The organism is Pseudomonas parasichuanensis (genome assembly GCF_021601385.1).
Taxonomy (GTDB): Bacteria; Pseudomonadota; Gammaproteobacteria; order Pseudomonadales; family Pseudomonadaceae; genus Aquipseudomonas; species Aquipseudomonas parasichuanensis.
This window is the reverse complement of the sequence record NZ_BQHO01000016.1, coordinates 56,297-78,060: the sequence shown is the minus strand read 5'-3', so window position 1 is coordinate 78,060 and position 21,764 is coordinate 56,297. Positions and strand designations below refer to the sequence as shown.

Genomic DNA, 21,764 nt, shown 5'->3' with positions numbered 1-21,764 from the left:
ATGACCATGACAACTACAAAAACAATGCCCGACCTGCTCAGCGAAGTCCGCGCCTTCCGCGCCCAACACCCGCAGGTGCGCTACGTCGACCTGATCAGCCTGGACATACCCGGGCACTTCTACGGCAAGCGCTACCCCATCGACATGCTGGAAAAGGTCGCCGCCGGCAGCCCGCTGAAGCTGCCGCAGAACTGCGTGCTGCTGGGGGTGCAGGGCGGGCTGTTCCCGATCGGCGACTACTGCTTCAACGACGGCGACCCCGACGCGCCACGGCGCCTGGTGCCCGGCACCCTCAAGCCGGTGAGCTGGGAGCGCGAGCCGCTGGGGCAGATGCTGATCACCTCCGACGGCACCGCCGCCCCCATCGAATTCGAACCGCGCGAAGTGCTCGCCCGCGTGCTGCAGCGCCTGGAGCAGCGCGGCATCCGCCCGGTCGTGGCCTTCGAGCTGGAGTTCTACCTGTTCGACCGGGCGCTCAAGGAGGGCCTGCCGCAGTTCCCCCACGACCCGTTCAGCCTCGATGCCGACGACCAGCCGAACATGCATATCGAGCGCCTGTCGCGGTTCTCCGATGTGCTGCGCGACATGGTCGAGACCGCCAACGCGCAGGGGGTGGACGCCAACGTCATCACCGCCGAGCTGGGCCCGGGCCAGTTCGAGATCAACTTCGGCCACTGCGACGACGGCCTGCGCGCCGCCGACTGGGCGGCGCTGTTCTGCCGCAGTACCCGCGGCGTGGCGCTCAAGCACGGGCTGCGCGCTTCGTTCATGAGCAAGCCGTACCTGCAGGCGCCGGGCAGCGGCATGCATGTGCACGTGAGCCTGTACGACCAACAAGGCAACAACCTGCTTGCGGCCAACGACCAGCGCCCCCTGCGCCACGCGGTGGCCGGTTGCCTGGAGCTGCTGCCGCACTGCATGCCGATCTTCGCTGCCAACCACAACGCGTTCCGCCGCTACGGCGCCATGGTCAATGCCGCCAGCCGCGCCAGCTGGGGCTTCGAAGACCGCGATGCGTGCATCCGCATCCCCGAGTCGGACCCACGCAACCTGCGTATCGAGCATCGCCTGGCGGGGGCCGACGCCAACCCCTACCTGGTGCTGGCGGCGATCCTCTGTGGCATGGAGCACGGGCTCGATGCCGGGCAGGAGCCGATTGCGCCGCTGAACGAAAACCGCAGCAGCGGCATCGATTTCCCCAAGGACATGCTCGGCGCGGTGGCGGCCATGCGCGGGCATCCGGCGGTGAATGAAGGGCTGGGGGCGGAGTTCGTGATGGTGTATTGCGAGAACAAGCGCCAGGACCATCTGGCGTTCATGCAGGAGGTGAGTGCGCGGGAGTATCGCTGGTTCCTGTAAGGGCTGCGTTGGCCCATTCGCGGGTGAACCCGCTCCCACAGGTTCTCACTGTGTTCAAGTACAGCGCCGTGCCTGTGGGAGCGGGTTTACCCGCGAAGAGGCCGGCACTGGCGTCACATACTTACCGGGATTACCATGTCAGGCCTCTAGCGCGGCCTTTTGCCGCACCCTGCCCTCTACGCCTGCCCGATCCCCATGCCCTTCGAACTCACCGTAGAACCGCTCACCCTGCTGATCCTCGCCCTGGTCGCCTTCGTCGCCGGTTTCATCGATGCCATCGCCGGCGGCGGCGGCCTGCTGACCACCCCGGCGCTGCTCACCGCCGGCATGCCGCCGCACCTGGTGCTGGGCACCAACAAGCTCAGCTCCACTTTCGGCGCGGCCACGGCCAGCATCACCTACTACCGGCGCAAGCTGTTCCACCCGGCGCAGTGGCGCCAGGCGATCGTCGGCACCCTGACGGGCGCACTGCTGGGCGCGGTGGTGGCCCACTACATGCCGGCCGAATGGCTGAACAAGTTGCTGCCGGTGATCGTCTTCGCCTGCGGCGTCTACCTGCTGTTCGGCGGCACGCCCAAGGCGCCGCTGGACGCCGATGCGCCGATCAAGAAGAAATGGCAGTTCCCCCAGGGCTTCACCCTGGGCTTCTACGACGGCGTCGCCGGCCCCGGCACCGGCGCGTTCTGGACCGTGAGCACGCTGCTGCTCTACCCCATTGACCTGGTCCGCGCCAGCGGCGTGGCGCGCAGCATGAACTTCGTCAGCAACATCGCGGCGCTGACGGTGTTCATCATTTCCGGGCAGGTGGATTACGTGGTCGGCCTGTGCATGGGCCTGTCGGTGATGGTCGGCGCCTTCTTCGGCGCACGCACGGCGATCAGCGGCGGCAGCAAGTTCATCCGCCCGGTGTTCATCACCGTGGTGCTGGCGTTGACCGTGCGCCTAGCGTGGCAGCACTGGTTCGGCCAGGCCTAAGCGCCGCGCCACATACAAGTCGATCAGGTAACGGGCGATGGAACGCCCGGCCGGCAGCGGCGGCAGTTCATGCACGTTGAACCACTGCGCATCCTCGATCTCGTCCGGCTGCATGACAATCTCGCCACCGGCGTACTCGGCATGGAAACCCAGCATCATCGAGTGCGGGAATGGCCAGCACTGGCTGCCAACGTACTGGATGTTCTGCACCTCCACCGCCACCTCTTCGCGCACCTCGCGCACCAGGCAGTCCTCGGCCGACTCGCCCGGCTCGGCAAAGCCCGCCAGGGTGCTGTAAACGCCCGTCACGAAACGCGGCGAACGCGCCAGCAGCACCTCGTCGCCACGGGTGACCAGCACGATCATGCTCGGTGAAATGCGCGGGTAGCTGCGCAGGTCGCAGGGCTGGCAGTACATCGCCCGCTCCCAGTGGATCTGCGCCATCGCCTGGCCGCAACTGCCGCAGAAACGGTGCTCGCGGGCCCAGGTGCCGATCTGCGCGGCATAGCCCAGCACCTTGTAGGTGTCGAAGTCGCCTTCGAGCATGAACCGGCGCAGCCCCTGCCAGGAGCAGCCCGGCACCTCGCCGGCGCTGCGCAGTTCGAGCAGGAACACCGGCTGGCCGTCGAAGTGGCCGATGCCATGCTCGCACAGCACGTCCAGTGCCTGACGCTTGAGCCAGTCGCGGGGGAACAGCGCGCCGTTGGCGTCCACCAGGAACCCTTCCGGGCTGCGGGCGACGGCCAGGCCCCCGGTGATCTGCGGGTCGAGTACTGCGGTTGTCCAGCGTGCTGACATGGTTGCGGTCCCTTGAAGGCGCCCGCCAACCCAGTCAGTCGGCGAACGTCGGTTGCTGTTTGCTCATGTGGGCGGCCACCGCCACGCGCAGGTCTTCGGACTGCAGCATGGCGGCGTTCCAGGTGGCAATGTACTCCAGGCCGTCGTCGACACGATGGTCGCGCATGTAGCTGATCAGCTCCTTGGTGCCGGCCACGGCGAGCGGCGATTTTGCGGCAATCTCGCGGGCGATGGCAAAGACTCCGTCGAGCAATGCCGCGTGGTCGGCATAAACCCGGTTGACCAGGCCGATGCGCAGCGCTTCCTCGGCATCGACCCTGCGCCCGGTGAAGGCCAACTCGCGCATGATGCCGTCGCCGATGATACGCGGCAAACGTTGCAGGGTGCCGACATCGGCGGCCATGCCCATGTCGATTTCCTTGATCGAGAACTGCGCGTCGCTGGCGCAGTAGCGCATGTCGCAGGCCGACACCAGGTCGATGGCGCCGCCGATGCAATAACCCTGGATCGCCGCCAGCACCGGCTTGCGGCAGTTGTCCACGGCGTTGAACGAGCCTTGCAGGCGCAGGATGGTGCGGCGCAGCAGGCGGGCGTTGCGGCCGACGTCCTTGCCCAGCTGACCGGCCAGCGAGGCCAGCATCATCAGGTCGATGCCCGAGGAGAAATGCTTGCCGGCGCCGCTGATCACCACGGCGCGCACCGCATCGGTGTCGTCGATCCACTGGAAGATATCGACGATCTCCTCCCAGAACGCCGCGTTCATGGCGTTGATCTTGTCCGGGCGGTTGATCTGCACGTGGGCAATGTTGTCGGTCAGCTCAACCTTGAATGCGGTGTATTCGGTCACGGACGGCACTCCTGTGGGAAAAGGGTTCACGCGCCGGATCTTAGCGCACCCGCAAGACCGCACATGTGCCAAAAGCGGGACTGTACGCCTTGCACCCACGGGCCTGATCCGGCACCGTGCGCCACTGCTGAATCAAAAGGATACAAATTCATGTCGCAATCCCTGCCCAGCGCCCTCGCCCACAGCTTCCTGGGCCAGTCGCCGCGCTGGTACAAGGCGGTCATCTGCCTGTTCCTGCTGCTCAACCCGCTGCTGCTGGCAACCCTCGGCCCGGTGGTCACCGGCTGGGTGCTGGTCCTTGAATTCATTTTCACCTTGGGCATGGCACTCAAGTGCTACCCGTTGATGCCCGGCGGCCTGCTGCTGGTCGAGGCGCTGCTGCTGCGCATGGCCACGCCCGAGGCGCTGTATGAAGAACTGCAGCACAACTTCCCGGTGATCCTGCTGCTGATGTTCATGGTCGCCGGCATCCACTTCATGAAAGAGCTGCTGCTGTACCTGTTCTCCAGGATCCTGCTGGGGGTGCGCAGCAAAGCCGTGCTGGCCCTGCTGTTCTGCGTGCTGTCGGCGTTTCTCTCGGCGTTCCTCGACGCGCTGACCGTAACCGCGGTGATCATCAGTGCCGCCGTGGGTTTCTACGCGGTCTACCACCGGGTCGCCTCCGGCACCAACCCCCGCGAGGAGTCGGCGCTGGACAGCGACCACCAGGTCGAACAGCTGCACCGCGTCGACCTCGACCAGTTCCGCGCCTTCCTGCGCAGCCTGCTGATGCATGGCGCGGTAGGCACCGCGCTGGGCGGCGTGTGCACCCTGGTGGGCGAGCCGCAGAACCTGTTGATCGGCCATGAGATGGGCTGGCACTTCGCCGACTTCTTCTTCAAGGTCGCGCCGGTGTCGATGCCGGTATTGGCCGCAGGCCTGGTCACCTGCGTGCTGCTGGAGAAGCTGCGTTTGTTCGGCTACGGCACGCTGATGCCCGAGCGCGTGCGCCAGGTACTGGCCGCCTATGCCGCCGAAGACGACGCCGCACGCACCCCGGCGCAACGCATCGCCCTGGTGGTACAGGGGCTGGCGGCGCTGATCCTGATCGTCTGCCTGGGCCTGCACATCGCCGAGGTGGGGCTGATCGGCCTGCTGGTGATCGTGCTGATCACCGCGTTTACCGGCATCACCGACGAGCACCGCCTGGGCCGCGCGTTCCAGGACGCCATGCCGTTCACCGCGCTGCTGGTGGTGTTCTTCGCGGTGGTGGCAGTCATTCACCAGCAGCAGCTGTTCAGCCCGCTGATCGCCTGGGTGCTGGCGCTGCCGACCGAGCAGCAGCCGGGCATGCTGTACCTGGCCAATGGGCTGCTGTCGGCGATCAGCGACAACGTGTTCGTCGCCACCATCTACATCACCGAGGTCAAGCAGGCGTTCGTCAATGGCGCCATGAGCCGCGAGCACTTCGAGACCCTGGCGGTAGCGATCAACACCGGCACCAACCTGCCCAGCGTGGCGACGCCCAATGGGCAGGCGGCGTTCCTGTTCCTGCTGACGTCCGCCATCGCGCCGCTGATTCGCCTGTCCTACGGGCGCATGGTGTGGATGGCCCTGCCCTACACCCTGGTCATGGGCGGGCTGGGGTGGTGGGCGGTGACGTACTGGTTGTAAGGCCGTATTGCCTGCACCGCCGTAATCGCCGGCAAGCCGGCTCCCACAGTTACAACGCCCGTCCTGGAATCGGTGCGGTCGGCGTGGGAGCCCGCTTGCCGGCGAACGGACCTGCCAACGCGCCGCCCATGCTCTATCGTTCCTGTCGATTTCAGCCAGCCCCGTTCGACTACCCCTCGGACAGCAACCTGAAGAGGAACACCCCATGCGCAAGCTCATCGTCGCCGCCTTCATCACCCTCGACGGCGTCATGCAGGCCCCCGGCGGCCCACAGGAAGACACCAGCGGCGGCTTCAGCCACGGCGGCTGGATCCCGCCGCTGGCCGACGAAGCCTTCGGCCAGGCCATGCAGACGCTGTTCAGCCAGCCGTTCGAGCTGCTGCTGGGGCGGCGTACCTACGACATCTTCGCCGGGTACTGGCCGCACGTTGAGCATCAATCGGACGATCGCTCGCTGGCCGACCTGTTCAACCGGGTGCCCAAGCACGTTGCCACCCACCATCCCGCCACGCTCACGTGGCAGAACAGCCATGGATTGGGCTCGGATGTCACCGGCGCGGTTCGCGCGCTCAAGCAACTGGACGGCGACGTGCTGCTGACCCAGGGCAGCGGCGAACTGGTGCGCCAGCTGCTGGCTGCAGGCCTGGTGGATGAGCTGCGGCTGCTGATCCACCCGCTGCTGCTCGGCCGCGGCAAGCGGCTGTTCGGTGATGACGCGCAAGCGGCCGCTTTCGAACTGGTGGAATCAACCACCACCCCCAAAGGCGTGCTGCTCGCCCATTACGTGCGCAGTGGCGAGGTCCTCACCGGCTCGTTCTGACGGTGATCGTCAGCCGAGCAGGCGGGCGATGGCACTGGCAAAGCCTTGCGGGTCTTCAAGCATCATCAGGTGGCCCACGCCCGCAAGCTCGGTGAAGCTCGCCGCCGCCCGGCCGGCCCAGTGGGGCACGTCCCAGCCAGCGCGTGAATGCTCGCCGGCCAGCAAGTGCACCGACGTTGCGGCAAACACCGCTTGCAACTGCTGCGGGTAGCGGGCCGCGCCAGTGACCGCGACCACCGAAGCGGCCATGGCCTGCAACGTGCTTGCCGGCTGATGGGCCAACCAGCGCTGTGCCAGGGCCAGCCGTCGCGCATCGGGCCCGACGCCGGCGCGTGCCAGCCAGCCTCCAGGGTCAGCCCGATAGCCTGCCAGCAGCTCTTCGACCGCTTCTCGGTCCATGCGCGCCACCGACGCTGACCAGAACGCATCGTTCAAGGTGAAGTTGCCTTCGACACTGGTCACGCTGGCCACCTGCTGCGGGTAGCGGTAGGCGAACATCAGCGCCACCACCCCGCCCACCGAATGCCCGACAAGGTGTGCCCGCGTCACCTTGCGCGCCTGCAACTGGCGGTGCAGGTGCTCGACCTGGGCGGCAATGTCGATCAGTTTCGGTGCGGTGTCCTGCAACGTGCCATAGCCAAGCAAGTCAGGGGCGATCACCCGGGTAGGCAGGGTGTCGTGAAGTGCGGGATGATCCAGGCAGCCGATCAGGCCGTTGATCAGGACTACCGGCGTATCCTTGTGCATTGCATGCCTCGCGGCCAGCCGTGGGGAGCCCGCAGCATGGGCCTGCAACCCGCGGATCGCCAGTACCGGCTGATTGCACCGCCCCACTGCACGGTTTGCCTAGACGCCGTTGCAATCATCGCGAGCCGTCTACCCCCGAGCCTGGCCCCAGGCTCGGCTCGTCTCCACGTTCCAGGGAGGAACCCGATGCTCAAGATCCGACGCGCCATCCATGACGATGCGCCGGTGGCCTATGCCATCCGCCGCCTGGCGATTCTCGACCAATGCAGCGACCGCTACGGCGCCGCAGCGGCCCAGGCCTGGGCCAATGTGCCGTATACAGACGGCTATGCCGAGCTGGTGGCGGAGCGGTTCCACCTGGCCTGCCTGGAAGACACGGTCGTCGCCACTGGCATGGTTGATTTGCAGAGCGGCGAACTCGGCGCCCTGTTCGTCCACCCCGACCACCTGCAACAGGGCATCGCCCGGGCGATGGTCGCGCACCTGGAACGCCTCGCCGTTACCGCAGGCCTCGGTGAAGTCCACCTTGATTCCACCCTTAACGCCGCTGCGTTCTACCGCCGCTGTGGCTATGTGGGCGACAGCCTGGCTGTGTATCACTCGCCATTCGGCCTGGAGCTCCCCTGCGTGCCCATGCGCAAGGCCCTGGCGCCGGTATAAGATCGGGGGCCCATTGCTGGAGACATACCCTCATGCTGCCCACCGCCCCTTCCCTGCACAGTGCCCGCCGCGCCCGGTTGCAGGTGCTGCGCGGTCGCGTCGGCCTGGGGCTGGTGGCCGGGCTGTCGGTGCTGGCCGGCATGACCGATGCCATCGGCCTGCTGGCGCTGGGTGACTTCGTCTCGTTCATGAGCGGCAACACCACGCGCCTGGCGGTGGCCATCAGCCAGGCCGACCTGGCGTTGGTGCTGCGTCTGGCCCTGGCGATCTTCAGTTTCGTGCTGGGCAATGCCCTGGGGGTGCTGCTGGCCCGGCACTTTCGCCGGCGAGCCTCACCCTTGTTGCTGGTGGTCGCCGGCCTGCTTGCCTTTGCCGCGGCCTGGCCGCTGGCGACGAGCTTCCCGGCGCTGGTCGCGGCGATCCTGGCCATGGGCATGCTCAATGCCGTAGTCGAGCAGGTGAATGGCCTGCCCATCGGTCTGACCTATGTCACCGGCGCGCTGTCGCGGTTTGGTCGCGGGCTCGGCCGCTGGCTGCTGGGCGAGCGGCGCCATGGCTGGCGGGTGCAGTTGGTGCCGTGGAGCGGGATGCTGCTGGGTGCAGCCATTGGCGCCTGGCTGGAGCAACGGTTGGGGTTGATGGCGTTGTCTGCGAGCTGTGGCCTGGCGTGTGTGCTGGCCTTGGTGAGCCGGTTTATTCCGCGGGCGTGGCAGTTGGGGTACATGCCGCGTTGAGCGAGTCGCCCGGGGCGGCATGCCTGGGGATTGCATGTGGGCATCCAGGTGCATGGCGATAGAGGTGCAGCACCCTCTAGATCGAGCGCCGCCCGCGCGGCGCATCGCCGGCAAGCCGGCTCCCACATGTGCTGTACGACAGCTGTAGGTGCGGCCTTGCCGGGCCGCTCCTACAGAAAAGCTGCGCAAGACAGTTGCTCCCACATCTGTTTCGGGCCAGTGACTCCTGTGAAGGTACCGCTGCCCGCCTTGGTGCATGTCTCGGCGCCCCCGAAAACACGCATATGGACTACCAGCCTCTCAGAAAATATTTTTCTGAATATTTCATCTTTACACTTGCTTTACATTTGCGAACCATTACCATTCGCCACCTCAAATAACAACGAGTCGTATTTCCATGGCGAAGAAATCTGTTGCTCCGATATCCCTGCCGATGCTGGGCCTGCTGGTCATCCCTGCTGTCCACGCCCAGACCAAGGACCCGCTGGCCCTGCCGGCCACCTCGGTGACCAGCGCCTACGAGCAACAGAGCTACAAGGCCAGCGAGAGCAAGAGCGCACTGAAGATCGACGCCCCGCTGCGCGATATCCCGCAGACCGTCAACGTGGTGCCCGAAAGCGTGATCAAGGACCAGGGCGCCCAGTCCATGGAAGACGTGCTCAAGAACGTGCCCGGCGTCGGCCTGTCGAACGGCGACGGTCAGCGCGACCAGGTGACCATCCGCGGCTTCAGCGCCATCGGCGACATGTACGTCGACGGCATTCGCGACGATGCCTTGTACTTTCGCGATCTCTCCAACGTCGAACGTGTCGAAGTGATCAAAGGCCCCGCCGCCGTGCTCTACGGCCGTGGCTCGTCCGGTGGCCTGATCAACAGCATCAGCAAGAAGCCGGGGCTGGCACCGAAGCAGGAAGTGGGCATGACCCTCGACACCGAGGGCAAACGCCGCACCCAGTTCGACAGCGGCTGGGCCGCCCCCGAGGGTAACCAGGCCTACCGCGTCACCGGTGCCTTCGAAGACAGCGACACCTTCCGCGACGACGGCTACATCGACCGCAAGGCCATCGCCCCGTCGGCCTGGTTCAAACTGTCCGACGACCTGGAACTGAACCTCGGCGCCACCTACCTGTACGACAAACGCCTGATCGACTTCGGCATACCGGCCGTTGGCAACCGCCCGGCCAACGTCGACCGCGACAAGCGCTTCGGCTCGGGCAACGCCTCGCAGGACTATGCGCGCAGCGAGGTGTTCTCGTTTACCGCCAGCCTCGACTACCGCATCAACGACGACTTCACCCTGACCAACACCAGCCGTTACTACCGCTACGACCTGGACCGCAACAACACCCTGGCCGACAGCAGCCCGACCCGCTTCGTCACCGCGCCCAACGGCGAGCTGCTGGTCAAGCTCAACCGCGGCAACGTGGCACGCGATGAAAGCGGCGTGTTCAACCAGACCGAGCTCAAGCAGCAGGCGCAACTGGCCGGCATGCAGCACAACCTGCTGTACGGCGTGGAGGTCGGCTTCCAGGACAAGTACCAGCGCGTCTACAGCCAGAACAACGTGGCCCGCGTGCCGGTGTATCGCGATGCCCTGGTGGGCGTGCCGGACCATGCCAATACCCTGTCCTCCAACGGCACCAACTACCAGCAGACCAGCGGCTTCTACGTGCAGGACCTGATCGAACTGACCTCGCAGTGGAAAGCCCTGCTGGGCGTGCGCTACGACATCTTCGGCCAGGAGTACAACGACGCCCGGGTGCAGAACGTCGACCTCGACCGCACCGACAAGACCTGGAGCCCACGTGCAGGCCTGGTGTTCCAGCCTGACCAGATCCAGTCCTACTACGTGTCGGTCAGCCGCAGCTACCAGCCTTCGGGCGAAGTATTCGCGGTCGCCCCGAGCAACGCCGGCCTTGAGCCGGAAGAGACCACCAACTATGAAGTGGGCGCCAAGTGGGACCTGCTCGACAGCCGCCTGTCGCTGACCGCCGCAGTGTTCCGCCTCGAACGCACCAACATGAAGACCGCCGACCCGGCCAACCCCAACCTGACCATCCTGGCCGGCGAACAGCGCACTGACGGCTTCGAGGCGACCCTCAGCGGCCAGCTCAGCGACAAATGGCAGGTGTATGCCGGCTACGCCTACCTGGACGCCGAGATCACCAAGTCCAACAGCAAGACCAACGGCGTGGCCAACCAAGGCCAGGTGCCCACCCTGACGCCACGCAACAGCGCCAACGTGTGGCTGGTGCGCACCCTCACCCCCGAGTGGCGCGTAGCTGCCGGCGCCAACTACGTTGACGACCGCTACACCGCGCTGGACAACAACGTGGTGATGCCCGCCTACACCACCTTCGACGCCGCCTTGCTGTACAGCGTGCAACACTGGGATGCGGCCCTGCGCCTGAAGAACGCCTTCGACCGCGACTACTATGCCTCGGCCCACGGTTCTGTCGACCTGGCCACCCCGGGCGCACCGCGTACCCTCGAAGCCAGCGTGAACTACAAGTTCTGACCGCCCCTCGCCGCGCTCGATAGTCACTATCGAGCGCGGCAATTTCTCCTCATCGGGCGCGCGCCCTATGCTCGCTCCATCGATCTGCCGATCATGGAAAGCGCCCGATGAACACCCCCCGCCTGTTGCTCGCTGCCTTGGCCATCGCCGTATTGAGCGGTTGCGCCAACCACCCCGAACTGCGCCCCTACACCGCCGGGGAAACCCGCCAGTTGCAGCTCGAAGCACTGCAACGCCAGGGGCTTGACCAGGAGCAATACGAGCAGCGCAGGCTTGCAGTGCTGCGTGCGGACCAGCAGCAAGCGGTGAGCGAAACGGCCACCGGCCCCACCCCGACACGCGGTTAACACCGCCAACCGAACCGGTTATCCTCGCAGCCCCTGCCATTGCCAAGGACTGGACGATGCCACCCCTCACCCCCGAGCGCGTGATCGCGCTGGCGCTGGAAAACCCGATCAACCGCATTTTGCTCGACCGCCTGCCAGCGCTCGACCTGCCCGGCGGCATGCTCACTGCCGGCTGCCTGTTCCAGGCCCTGTGGAACCACCGCGCAGGCCGCGAGCCGGGCTGGGGCGTGAAGGACTACGACATCATCTACTTCGACCAGGACCTTTCCTGGGAGGCTGAAGAGCGGGTGATCCAGGCCGTCCAGGCGCTGGGCGCCGACCTCGGCGTCACCCTGGAGGCACGCAACCAGGCCCGGGTGCACCTGTGGTACGCCGCGCGCTTCGGCGCGCCCTACCCGCGCCTGACCAAGGTCACCGAAGGCATCGACCGTTACCTGGTCAGCTCGACCTGCCTGGGCCTGGGCATCGCCAGTGGCGAGCTGTATAGCACCCACGGCCTCGACGACCTACAGCATGATCTGCTGCGCAGCAATCCGCTCAACCACCAGCCTGCAATGTTCCGCGCCAAGGCCGAAAGCTATCGGGCGCGCTGGCCGGAGCTGCACATCGTGGACTGAACCGCGGGCCGTGGGCGGCTGCTGTCCGGATCGAAGCGTTTGTCACCCCGCCGCCCGCGGCATCAGCTCATAGGGATGCTTCCACCCCGGCAGCGCCATGATCCGCGCCTTCCACGCCTCGATATGCGCGAACTGCTTCAGGTCGATCCCGGTGTCCTCGGGCATGAAGACATACCCCGCCAGCGACAGGTCGGCGATGGTCAGCCGGCCACCGACCATGAACGGCGTTTGCGCCAGGTGCGCATCGACGATGCGGTAGGCAGCCGTGGCCCGCTCGCGCAGGAACCGCGTGACATCGGTCTCACCGGAGTTTTTCAGGCAGAAGATGAACCGCAGCGCCGCGTAGTAAGCGGTGAACTTGTGGTTGTCGAACAGCATCCAGCGCCAGATCTCGCGCTTCTCGGCGTCATTCCGCGGGCCGAACTGGCCGGTGCGTTCGGCCAGGTATTCGAGGATCAGCGCCGACTGGGTGAGCGTTTCACCGGCGTGCTCCAGCACCGGGACTTCGCCCTGTTCGTTGACCTGGTCGCGCCAGGCCTGGTCGCGGGTCTGGCCGTTGAAGAAATCGACGAACACCGCCTGCCAGGGCTGGCCGGTGAGTTCAAGCATCAGGGCCGCTTTGTAGGCATTGCCGGATTCGGCGAAGCAGTGGAGCTTGTAGTCGGACATGGATCTTCAGCTTCCTTTGAAGGATCAATAGGCCATTCGCCGCTTCGATTCAGCCGCGAAGACGCCGAGCAGATCACGCCCGCTACCACAGGGTCAATTCAAACATCATGCGATCTGCAAGCCATGGGCCGAGCGGCTAATCGCCGCCCACTGCCACCGGTTTCCAGCTGCTGTCCGGATCAAAGCGTTTCATCGCCTTCGCCACTTGCTCGCCTTCCGGCCCCAGGTCCTTCTCGAACACCTCACCATCGTGGCTGATCATGAAGCTCATCACCCCGCTGTCGTCGTAGCGGGCCGGCCAGGCGACCAGGGCGAAGCCACGGCTCATGCGGTCGCCGATCAGGTAGTCATAAGCGCCGCCCGGCGCCGACGGGCCCTGGGCTTCGAGGATGCGGAAGTGATAGCCGTACCAGTCCTCACCCGCCTGTTCCTGGCCGAACAACGGGCCCAGCGGGCTGATCTGGCCATCGCCGTCATCGGCCCAGTACAGGCCGTCGTGCTGGCCCGGGGTGCTGAAGATCCGCCGGGCATACTCCAATGCGCCGTTGCCGTTGCGGTCCTGGCTGGCGTACTCCATCTGCGCGTCGTGGTAGGCCAGCATCGATTGCAGCACCGCCAGTTCGTCGCGGCCGATGCGCCGGGCGCGGATCTCGGCACTGCCGGCCTTGAGGTCGAAATGCCAGCCGTTGGCACCTTGGACCAAGGGGATGGGCAAGGTCCAGTGCGCCTCACCCACTGCCAGCAGCGCGCGGTGCTCGGCTGTCCGTTCTATGCGGTGCGCTTTAGCGAATTGGGTAAGAAACGTGTCGACGTCGCGGTGCTGCACACCGCCACGGGGTATGTAGGTGCGCCAGTCCTCGCCCAACAGCTGGCCAAAGCGCGCTTCGTCCAGTGGCTGGGTGCGCAGTGCACTGACGAAGGCTTCAACGGCCTGTTCCGCAGTGGCGAAGTGTTCCTGCGCTGCCACGAGGCTTGGCCAGGCCAGGCAGGCCGCGAGCCATAACACCCTTGCGCTATGCCTGTTCATCGCCGGCCCCCTCCATGAAAGCGCCCGCCCCCGCCGCTGGGCCGGGAAATCTGTTGCCCTGCCGCCCGCTGGCCGCCGCCACGCTGGGCAAAGGCCTGGCTGGTGCGGCCCCGGTCAGCCTGCAGGCTGCTGCGCGACGGTGAGCGCACGCCCTCGAAGGCATTATTGCGGGCAGCACCGGCGCCCTGGCGTTGCGCCAGTTGCTGGCGGGCCTGGCCTTGCCCTTGACGCTGCTGGGCACCCAGGTTGGTTCTGGGCGCATCCTGGCGCCGCTCGGCAAGGCGGCTGTCATTGCGCTGGGCCTGGGCTTCGCGCACCCGGTCACGGGCCTGCACATTGCTGGTGGCGGGCCGCTCGATGCCATGGCGGTCCAGCGAGTTCAGCGCGTTCTGCCGCTCCCTGGCACGCTGCGCATCGTCGCCACGGTAGGCGGCGCGGTCGCGTGCACCGTCCAACTGGCGGCCGTATTGCTCGCGGTTGCGAGCATCGCGGTAAGGCACGCCGTCACGGTGCACCGGGTTGTGCTGCCATTTGTTGTTGACGGTGTTGATCGGGTTGTTGACGTTGAGGCTGTTATAGCGATTGACGTTGATATCGACGTCGTGGTGGTTCCAGTCGCAGTCGCCCCACAACGACGCCACGATCGCCACCCCGGTGCCGAACGCCAGCCCGGCGACCAGCGCCTGGCCCGGATAATAAGCAGGCGGTGGCGGATAGTAGGCCGGTGGCGACGCCGGGTAGGCCCAGGTGCCGTAGGTGGTCGTGGGGTTGTAGCTGGGTACGTAGACCGTCTGCGGGTCGGCGGGCTGGATGATGATGGTCTGGTTGCTGGCCGGGGCGCTCTGGCTGGCCGCGGGCTGGCTGGCCGGCGCGGCCTGCACGGTGACGTTCTGGTACTGGTTGCTCTGCAGGTTGCCGGCGGCCTTGGCCTGCTGACGCAGGCGTTGCACGCCGTTCATCAGGTCGTCCGGCTGGGCCAGGAAGGCATCGCCCAGGCGCTGCACCCAGACCGGGTCCTGGCCCAGCGTGGCGAGCACCTGGGGGAAGGCCACCAGGGCCTGCACACTCGGGTCCCAGGGCTGGCCGGCCACTTGCTTGACCGCGTCATCGCCCTTGGCGTCCGGGTGGGCCTTGGACCAGGTCACCGCTTCGGCCACCTCCCCCGGGTAGGTGCTGGCCATCAACACCTGCGCCAGCAACGGGTCGGGGTACAGGGCAATGGGGGCTAGCATCTGGTCCAGCTGCTCTTGCGTGAACACCGCGTCCTGGCTGCTGGCAGCAGCAGGTGCGGGTGCGGGTGGCGCCGGGTCTGCTGCCTGCGCGGGGGAAGGTACGCCCTGCGCCAGCAGCATCACGGCCAGCACACAGCAAAATCGAGTGCGCATACACACCTCCCAGGTGGGTCTTGACGCTCGAACGGGATGGGTCTGGGCCTGGGAGGTGAACGCTGGCAAGGCGAGCGACTGACTTCAGCCTCGGGGCTGAGGGTCAAGGGTAGCAGAGGGTTGCGAGGTTAAAAGGCTCGGTACATGGCCGGACGCGGGGGACCATTGGTCCTCGGACCCACACCTGAATTGGCCTGCGCCTGTTACATGAGCCGGCGGCAATGGATCATGGCCATAGGGCAACAAAGGCATTAGCATGCCGCCTTCGTCAATGGACAAGCACAGTAGAGGGATCCGTGAGCGTCAGTGTCGTGACAGAAAAGGAGTTGCAGGGCCACATCGAGTCCATTCTCGCCAGCTCGATGCTGCACAAAGGCACTAACGGCTGGATGATCGAGCTTGAGGTATTCCTCGCCGACGTCCGCAAGCACACCCCTTACAGACTGCAAGATCCGGATTTCCTGCGTAGGCTCTGGAACGAGAATCCGGTAACCAGCACTGGCGCCGGCCATGTGCGTATTGAACCTGCGCTGCGCAGCGAGCCATTCGTGGTGTGGTTTGCATCCGAAGTGAGCAGGCCGTTGCCGGATGATCCTGTGCTGGTGGAGTCTCACCTGATCGAGTTGTATGACGGGTTGGTGAGCAGGCTCAGGACATTGTGCGACCGTATGCCGTGGTTGAAGCTCAATCGCGTGTTGTGCGCACTGTATCCTGAACACTTCACCACGCTCTCGGATCTCGGGCGGCTCAAGACGCTGCACCGCAAACTCGGGGGCCACCGTCACGACCATGCCGTGCAAATGCACAGGGCCATTCGCGCCAGGACCGATCGTGCATTGCAAGCCTGCGCGGGCCAGGTCTCGCAAGTAACCCAGGTGTGCATACCCTGGTTGCTCTATGAGCGCCTGGAAACCAGCAACACGACCGAAAGCAACAGCTCGATAGCCGCCGTTGATGAAGGCCTCTCCCCACTCCCCGCACTCATGCGGCGCAAAGGGCTGACGTCCTTGGGCGGAGGTTTGCAGACCCTGCTGGCGCTGCTGCCGGAACTCAATGAAGGGGTCACCCGGGATGAGTTCGCTGATCTGCTCAGACAGCACAACCCGAACCTGGCCGACAACAGCATCGGGACCATGATCAATGTGATCTCGCGAGAGTTCGACCTGTGCAAGCGCGAGGGCGACAGCTACCAGCTGACAGCGCGAGGCATGAACCTGCTGGAAAGCCAGGACCCGGATGAGTTTGCCGATCACTTGTTGACCCGTGTGCTGGGTACGGATCATCTGCTCATGGCCCTGGCAGCCGGACCAAAGCGCAAGGTGCAACTGATCGAGTTGCTGCAGTCGGTCAACCCTGGCTGGACCACCAGTTTCACACCCTCGTCGATCATCGGCTGGTTCATTTCGCTGGGACTGATTGTCCCAGCCACAGGCAAGCTGCTGAAATTGACCGAGCGTGGCCAACACTGGGCAAGCATGATCGACTGGGTACCGGAGCCCCTGACGACCGATGCACAAGAGGACGAGGTGTTGTCGGGGTCGGACAGTGATCGGGCAGAGCTCCCCAGTACCTGGCTCATCAAGGAACGTCTCGATCAGCAGTTCGGTGACCAGTTGGCACTGGATGGGAGACTGGTCAGTGAATTGCACGCAGGCCTGTGGAGCCACCCGGTTCGGCACTTTGCGGTACTGTCGGGGATATCCGGTTCCGGCAAGACGCAGCTGGCACTCAACTACGCCCAGGCGCTGTGCCAGGTGCAACCCCAGGACACCCACAGGATCCGGGTGATTCCTGTGCAGCCCGGCTGGTACGACCCCAGCCCATTACTGGGTTACGTCAGCCCGATCCAGGAGTCCACCTACCTGAGCACGCCGTTCCTGGAACTGCTGTTGCAGGCCGCAGACAACCCGGACATCCCCTTCGTGGCGATCCTCGACGAGATGAACCTGTCTCATCCGGAACAGTACATGGCACCGATTCTCTCGGCGATGGAGACCCATGGTCATATCGAACTCCATCAACTCGGTGACGCCATCGGCCAGGTTCCGATGCGCGTTCGCTATCCGGCGAACCTGGCCATCATTGGCACCTTGAACATGGATGAAACCACTCACGGGCTGTCGGACAAAGTTCTCGATCGGGCATACACCCTGGAGTTCTGGGATATCGATGTCGAGCGATTCCCTGGCTGGTCACATGCCACCTTGCCCGATGGCGTACGCCAACTGACGCGTACATTGCTGACCCAACTGGTTCAGGCGCTGGAGCCGGTTCGGCTGCACTTTGGCTGGCGAACCATCAACGATGTGCTGAATTACCTGGTGTTCTGCAATGCCAGTGATGACGACATGAGCGCGTTGGATGCCGTTGTGTATGCCAAGGTGCTGCCCAAGCTGCGCGGTGAGCATTCACCACGGTTCGAAAAAGCTCTAGCGCACGTTCACGAGGTGCTGATCGAACATGGCCTCGCACGCTGCGAGGCAAAGGTACGGGCCTTACGCGAAGATCTGGTGGAAACCGGCTCTGCACGTTACTGGCGCTGATTCATGCTGACCATTCGCAAGCGTGCCAGCCAGGAGGTCGTCGCACAGATTGGCGTTGTGCTGGACGGTTTCGAGGAAGATATCGAGTACAGGTTCAAGCCAGACCAGGATGGTTGCACCCTGTATGTAGATGATGAGGAACTGTCGTCGTCACGCGGATGGTTTCGCTGGACGCCCAAGCTCTACGCGGGGCGCGTGCGCGTGGAGGTGCTGCGGCCGACGGGTTCGGTAGACGACTACTTCTTGCAGGTGGGCTCGTCGACGTCCAAGGCCGACAACCTGTCATTCGAGGAAATGGTCGCGCAGATCCGTGCACTCTACCCTCGCCAACTTGGCGGCATCAGTGCCGCGACCCTGGCGTTCGGCAGTGACGGCCGGCCAGCACTGTTTCCGGACCTGGTACTGCTGGCCCGCTTGCGCCAGCACGGCCATAACTTCCTCGCTGCCGTTGAACAGGTCGCCCGCACCCCCCATGTCAAGTTGCAAGCCAAGCGAGGCAAGCTTCCACTCTCACAGGTGCGTCGATTGCACCCGGTGGCACTGCGTGATCCCAAACTTTCCGCACTCATTCGCAACCCTGCGCTTGCCGCCAAGCACAGCAACATGCCGGTCAGTGCCTGGACTTCAGGGGCGAGCGTCGACACACAGGCCAACCGGGCGTTGCTGGCCCTGCTACAGAGGTTCAGGGCGGCCGTCTGCGCGCTGCGCCGCAGTGTGGCGGCAAATGAACTGCAAGGCACCAAGAAACATCAGGAACTACGCAGCCGGCGTCGAATCGCACTGCTTGCAGCACTCGATGCGCGCGTTCTAGAGGTGCTGCGACAGCATCCGTTCCCTGGCGTCACAGCGGCCGCCAGCAGCGCGTCCGGCGCTGCCCAGGTCGCGGCCCAGCCTTCGTATGGCAAGGCCTACCGGCTCGGAACCCAGGCATTGGCGCTTGGCGTCGAAGGTCATCAACTGTGGGACCAACTGCATGCGAGCCATTCCTGGGGGATCTATGAAATGTGGTGCTTCGTCCAAATACTGCACACCCTCCAGGGCTGCACTGGAAACGGCCTGCGACCTGCCGCCCCGACCACGGTCGAGGCGGATCTGTGCTGGCGTGCCGAACTGGGCCCCGACCATAGTCTCGAATTGCTCTACCAAGGTGTCTTTCCCAAAATTCAACCGACCTTGGGGCACGAGGGCTTCAGCATCAGCCGAAAACGAATTCCCGACATATTGATCGTCGAGCGCAAGGGCCGGGCCGTACGCTTGCTCATCCTGGACGCGAAATGGCGTAGCGGCGAGTACTGCGAGCTGGACGCCATGGAGTCCGCGCACCTCTACCATGACAGCCTGCGCTTAGGTGATGTCCGCCCGGATTATTGCCTGCTGATGCTCCCCGGAACACTAGCCAACCAGAGCCTTGGGCAAGACGACTTCATCACCCGCAACCGTGTTGGCGTGATGGCGCAGATACACCCACGGGGCGCGGGCCTCGGCGCTTTGCACAAGAGAATTGAACACTGGTTGAGCACTGCGCAAAACCATCCTGCCTGAGCCTGTACTTCGAGACGCTGTGGACGCGGTGGCAGAGAGATCCCCAGCTGCCGCAGGTCTAGCGCCGGCTGAACGCCAGCCGCGCCGCGAACAGCACGAACACAAGGCCCGTGCAGCGATCCATCCAGCGGATCACCCGCTCGCGGCGCAGCACCTCGGCCAGCGGCCGGGTGGCGGCGATCAAGCCGGTCGCCCAGAGCAGCCCCAGCAGCACATGGATACCCACCAGGCCGAAGGTCCAGGCCACCAGCGGCTGGCCCTGGGGAATGAACTGGGGCAGGAAGGACACATAGAAGATGCCGACCTTGGGGTTGAGCAGGTTGCCCAGCATGCCCTTGACGAACCAGTTGCCGGTGGCCGGCGCCTGCTCGCCGGCCGGTGCCATCGACTGGCGCGGGCGCAGCAGCATGTTCACCCCCAGCCAGGCCAGGTAGGCGGCGCCGCAGTACTTGAGCAGGTTGTAGGCCAGCTCCGACACCGCGATCAGCGCACCCAGGCCGAAGGCCACCGCCGCGCCCCACAGCAGGCAGCCGGCATTGATGCCCAGCGCCGCGCGCAAGGCTTGCCGGCGGCTTTCCACGGCGGCGGTGCGCAGGACCAGCGCGGTGTCCAGGCCGGGCGTCAGCGTCAGCAGGGTGGCGGCCAGGGTGAAGGCGATCAGGTTGTCGGCGAAGGGCATGGTGCAAGGACTCGGCGGGGCGGTGCACGCACGTTAACAGATGGCCGCGAAGCCTTCACCACGCACCTTGCAAAGCTGTTAGCCTTGCCCTGTTCAGGTCACCACGGACAGCCCATGGCCAACCACAAGATCGAGATCCGCCGACGCAATGTCGAGAAGATCCTGCAAGCCGCCGAGCAGGTGTTCGCCGCCAAAGGCTACGGCGCCACCTCGATGGGCGATATCGCCGAACAGGCGCAGCTGCCGCGCTCCAACCTGCACTATTACTTCAGCACCAAGGACGAGCTGTACCGCGCGGTACTGCAGGACCTGCTGGATGTGTGGAAGCAGGACGCGCTGTGTTTCGAGCGCTTCGACGACCCCCGCGTGGTGCTGACCAGCTACATCCGCGCCAAGATGGGCCACTCGCGCTCGCGGCCGCTGGGGTCGAAGATCTGGGCGGAAGAGATCCTGCACGGCGCGCCGGTGCTCGGCCCGACCCTGGACGACACCCTGGTGCCCTGGGCGCAGCTCAAGGAGGCCAAGATTCGTAGCTGGGTGGAAGATCGGCGAATCCTGCCGGTGGAGCCTTCGGCGCTGCTGTACATGATCTGGGCGGCGACCCAGCATTATGCGGATTTCGGGTATCAGGTGACCTTGCTCAACGACGGTATGCCGCTGACCGATCCGGCCTTTGAGAGTGCGGTGCAGACGGTGACCGGGGTGATCCTGAGGGGGATCGGGCTGGAGCCTTGAGCGCTGGGGGCTGCGTTGCTGCCCTTTCGCGGCACAAGGCCGCTCCTACAGAAAAGCGCGGTCCCCTGTAGGAGCGGCCTTGTGCCGCGAAAGGGCCGCAAAGCGGCCCCAGCATTCTCAAAGCCCGCCCCTAACGCCCCAGGTGCTCACACAGAAAATCAATGAACACCCGTGTCTTGTGCGGCACATGGCTGCTGTGCGGATACACCACACTGATCGGCTGCGCCGGCAGGCTGTACCGCGGCAACACCCGCTGCAACTCACCATTGGCCAGGTCCTGCTCGACCAGCCACGCCGGCAACACGGCCACCCCCAACGAAGCGCGTGCCATGGCGCGGATGGCATGGCTGGCGTTGGACTGGTAGGCAGAAGCGCCGGTGATGCTCAGGGTGTCCCCCTCCCCGGCCTGCAAGGCCCAGCTGGTCGGGCTGCTGAGGTTGCTGTTGGCGATCCACGGCACGTTGGCCAGGTCCGTCGGGTGCTCGATGCCATGGCGGGCGATGAACGCAGGCGTTGCCACCAGCAGGATGTCGTAATCGGCCAGCTTGCGGCTGCGCAGGTTCGAGTCGACCAGGGTGCCGAGGCGCACCACCAGGTCGAGCCGTTGCGCAATCAGGTCACTCAACGACGAGTCGATGTCGTAGCTGATCGACAACCCCGGGTAGCGCTCGGCGAACAGCGGGATCAGCGGCAGGATAAAGCGCTCGCCATACTCGGCGGTGGTGCTGATACGCAGCGTGCCAGCCGCCCCATTGTGCCGTTGCATGACGCTCGCAAAGGCGCTCTCCACATCACCGACGATCACCTTGAAGTCGTCGTAGAACGCCTGGCCGGTTTCGGTCAGGGCAATGGCGCGGGTGCTGCGCACCAGCAGGGTCACCGCCAGGGCCTGTTCCAGTGCCTTGACGTGCTGGCTGGCCATTGCCTTGCTGATCCCGAGGAAGTCCGCCGCCTTGGTGAACGAGCCGAAATCCACCACCGCCAAAAACGTCTGCACCCGGTTGAGCTGGGTGTGGAGGGCCGTACGCAGCATTGTTCATTTCCATCAAACAGAGTTTCAAGGGTAACGGCATCGACCGGGCCAGTCCAAGCCGCTTAGGCTGCGCGCT

At 65.1% G+C, this 21,764-nt stretch carries 20 protein-coding genes; 12 read left to right on the top strand and 8 right to left on the bottom strand.

Annotated features, from left to right (window positions below; all coding sequences use genetic code 11):
• Positions 1-6 precede the first annotated feature (6 nt).
• Positions 7-1,359: a glutamine synthetase family protein gene (locus L6D77_RS14565; RefSeq protein WP_232884264.1), complete on the top strand. Its 1,353-nt coding sequence runs from the start codon at positions 7-9 to the stop codon at positions 1,357-1,359.
• Positions 1,360-1,554: 195 nt separating this feature from the next.
• On the top strand, positions 1,555-2,334 hold the full coding sequence (locus L6D77_RS14560) for a TSUP family transporter (protein ID WP_232884263.1): 780 nt from the start codon (positions 1,555-1,557) through the stop codon (positions 2,332-2,334).
• Here L6D77_RS14560 and nudC read toward each other — a convergent pair.
• Both nudC and L6D77_RS14550 read right to left on the bottom strand, forming a co-directional pair.
• Positions 2,302-3,132: an NAD(+) diphosphatase gene (nudC, locus tag L6D77_RS14555; RefSeq protein ID WP_232884262.1), complete on the bottom strand. Its 831-nt coding sequence runs from the start codon at positions 3,130-3,132 to the stop codon at positions 2,302-2,304. The two genes, L6D77_RS14560 and nudC, sit on opposite strands and share 33 nt — an antisense overlap.
• Positions 3,133-3,166: 34 nt before the next feature.
• The gene (locus tag L6D77_RS14550) at positions 3,167-3,979 is read right to left on the bottom strand and encodes a crotonase/enoyl-CoA hydratase family protein (RefSeq protein WP_232884261.1); all 813 of its coding nucleotides are present in this window, start codon (positions 3,977-3,979) and stop codon (positions 3,167-3,169) included.
• A gap of 150 nt (positions 3,980-4,129) precedes the next feature.
• On the opposite strand from L6D77_RS14550, the gene nhaB reads away from it, so the two are divergent.
• Positions 4,130-5,632, top strand: coding sequence for a sodium/proton antiporter NhaB (gene nhaB / locus L6D77_RS14545; RefSeq protein ID WP_232884260.1), 1,503 nt, complete (start codon positions 4,130-4,132; stop codon positions 5,630-5,632).
• 205 nt (positions 5,633-5,837) lie between these two features.
• Positions 5,838-6,452, top strand: a complete 615-nt coding sequence (locus L6D77_RS14540) for a dihydrofolate reductase family protein (protein WP_232884259.1) — start codon at positions 5,838-5,840, stop codon at positions 6,450-6,452.
• Between the two features lie 9 nt (positions 6,453-6,461).
• On the opposite strand, the gene L6D77_RS14535 is transcribed toward L6D77_RS14540, so the two are convergent.
• On the bottom strand, positions 6,462-7,199 hold the full coding sequence (locus L6D77_RS14535) for an alpha/beta fold hydrolase (RefSeq protein ID WP_232884258.1): 738 nt from the start codon (positions 7,197-7,199) through the stop codon (positions 6,462-6,464).
• Positions 7,200-7,385: 186 nt separating this feature from the next.
• Here L6D77_RS14535 and L6D77_RS14530 point away from each other — a divergent pair, with 186 nt between their 5' ends.
• From L6D77_RS14530 to L6D77_RS14510, 5 genes are all read left to right on the top strand, one after another.
• Complete coding sequence (locus tag L6D77_RS14530) at positions 7,386-7,859, top strand: GNAT family N-acetyltransferase (protein ID WP_232884257.1); 474 nt, start codon at positions 7,386-7,388, stop codon at positions 7,857-7,859.
• A gap of 32 nt (positions 7,860-7,891) precedes the next feature.
• Positions 7,892-8,593 carry a YoaK family protein gene (locus L6D77_RS14525; protein ID WP_232884256.1) on the top strand — a complete coding sequence of 234 codons (702 nt, stop codon included), beginning with the start codon at positions 7,892-7,894 and terminating at the stop codon, positions 8,591-8,593.
• Positions 8,594-8,990: 397 nt separating this feature from the next.
• Complete coding sequence (locus L6D77_RS14520) at positions 8,991-11,111, top strand: TonB-dependent receptor (RefSeq protein ID WP_232884255.1); 2,121 nt, start codon at positions 8,991-8,993, stop codon at positions 11,109-11,111.
• A gap of 107 nt (positions 11,112-11,218) precedes the next feature.
• Complete coding sequence (locus L6D77_RS14515) at positions 11,219-11,458, top strand: hypothetical protein (RefSeq protein WP_232884254.1); 240 nt, start codon at positions 11,219-11,221, stop codon at positions 11,456-11,458.
• A 56-nt stretch (positions 11,459-11,514) separates the two neighbouring features.
• Entirely contained in the window at positions 11,515-12,075 is a 561-nt protein-coding gene (locus tag L6D77_RS14510) for a nucleotidyltransferase family protein (RefSeq protein WP_232884253.1), read from the top strand.
• 42 nt (positions 12,076-12,117) lie between these two features.
• Here L6D77_RS14510 and L6D77_RS14505 read toward each other — a convergent pair whose 3' ends face one another.
• From L6D77_RS14505 to L6D77_RS14495, 3 genes are all read right to left on the bottom strand, one after another.
• A complete protein-coding gene (locus L6D77_RS14505) occupies positions 12,118-12,744 on the bottom strand; it encodes a glutathione S-transferase family protein (protein ID WP_232884252.1) in 627 nt (208 codons plus the stop codon).
• A gap of 136 nt (positions 12,745-12,880) precedes the next feature.
• Positions 12,881-13,771: a DUF2950 domain-containing protein gene (locus tag L6D77_RS14500; RefSeq protein WP_232884251.1), complete on the bottom strand. Its 891-nt coding sequence runs from the start codon at positions 13,769-13,771 to the stop codon at positions 12,881-12,883.
• Positions 13,768-15,156, bottom strand: a complete 1,389-nt coding sequence (locus tag L6D77_RS14495) for a DUF3300 domain-containing protein (RefSeq protein WP_373870584.1) — start codon at positions 15,154-15,156, stop codon at positions 13,768-13,770. The genes L6D77_RS14500 and L6D77_RS14495 overlap by 4 nt, the downstream gene beginning before the upstream one ends.
• A gap of 296 nt (positions 15,157-15,452) precedes the next feature.
• On the opposite strand from L6D77_RS14495, the gene L6D77_RS14490 reads away from it, so the two are divergent.
• Together L6D77_RS14490 and L6D77_RS14485 are read left to right on the top strand one after the other, a co-directional pair.
• Entirely contained in the window at positions 15,453-17,699 is a 2,247-nt protein-coding gene (locus L6D77_RS14490) for an McrB family protein (RefSeq protein WP_232884250.1), read from the top strand.
• Between the two features lie 3 nt (positions 17,700-17,702).
• Positions 17,703-19,241 (top strand): DUF2357 domain-containing protein, encoded by a 1,539-nt coding sequence (locus tag L6D77_RS14485; protein WP_232884249.1) that lies wholly within the window; start codon positions 17,703-17,705, stop codon positions 19,239-19,241.
• Positions 19,242-19,299: 58 nt separating this feature from the next.
• Here the strand turns inward: L6D77_RS14485 and L6D77_RS14480 are convergent, their stop codons facing one another.
• Positions 19,300-19,920, bottom strand: a complete 621-nt coding sequence (locus L6D77_RS14480) for a LysE family translocator (protein ID WP_232884248.1) — start codon at positions 19,918-19,920, stop codon at positions 19,300-19,302.
• 114 nt (positions 19,921-20,034) lie between these two features.
• Here L6D77_RS14480 and L6D77_RS14475 point away from each other — a divergent pair, with 114 nt between their 5' ends.
• A complete protein-coding gene (locus L6D77_RS14475; RefSeq protein ID WP_232884247.1) occupies positions 20,035-20,655 on the top strand; it encodes a TetR/AcrR family transcriptional regulator in 621 nt (206 codons plus the stop codon).
• Positions 20,656-20,785: 130 nt separating this feature from the next.
• Here L6D77_RS14475 and L6D77_RS14470 read toward each other — a convergent pair whose 3' ends face one another.
• Positions 20,786-21,688, bottom strand: coding sequence for a LysR family transcriptional regulator (locus L6D77_RS14470; RefSeq protein WP_232884246.1), 903 nt, complete (start codon positions 21,686-21,688; stop codon positions 20,786-20,788).
• Positions 21,689-21,764: the final 76 nt, after the last annotated feature.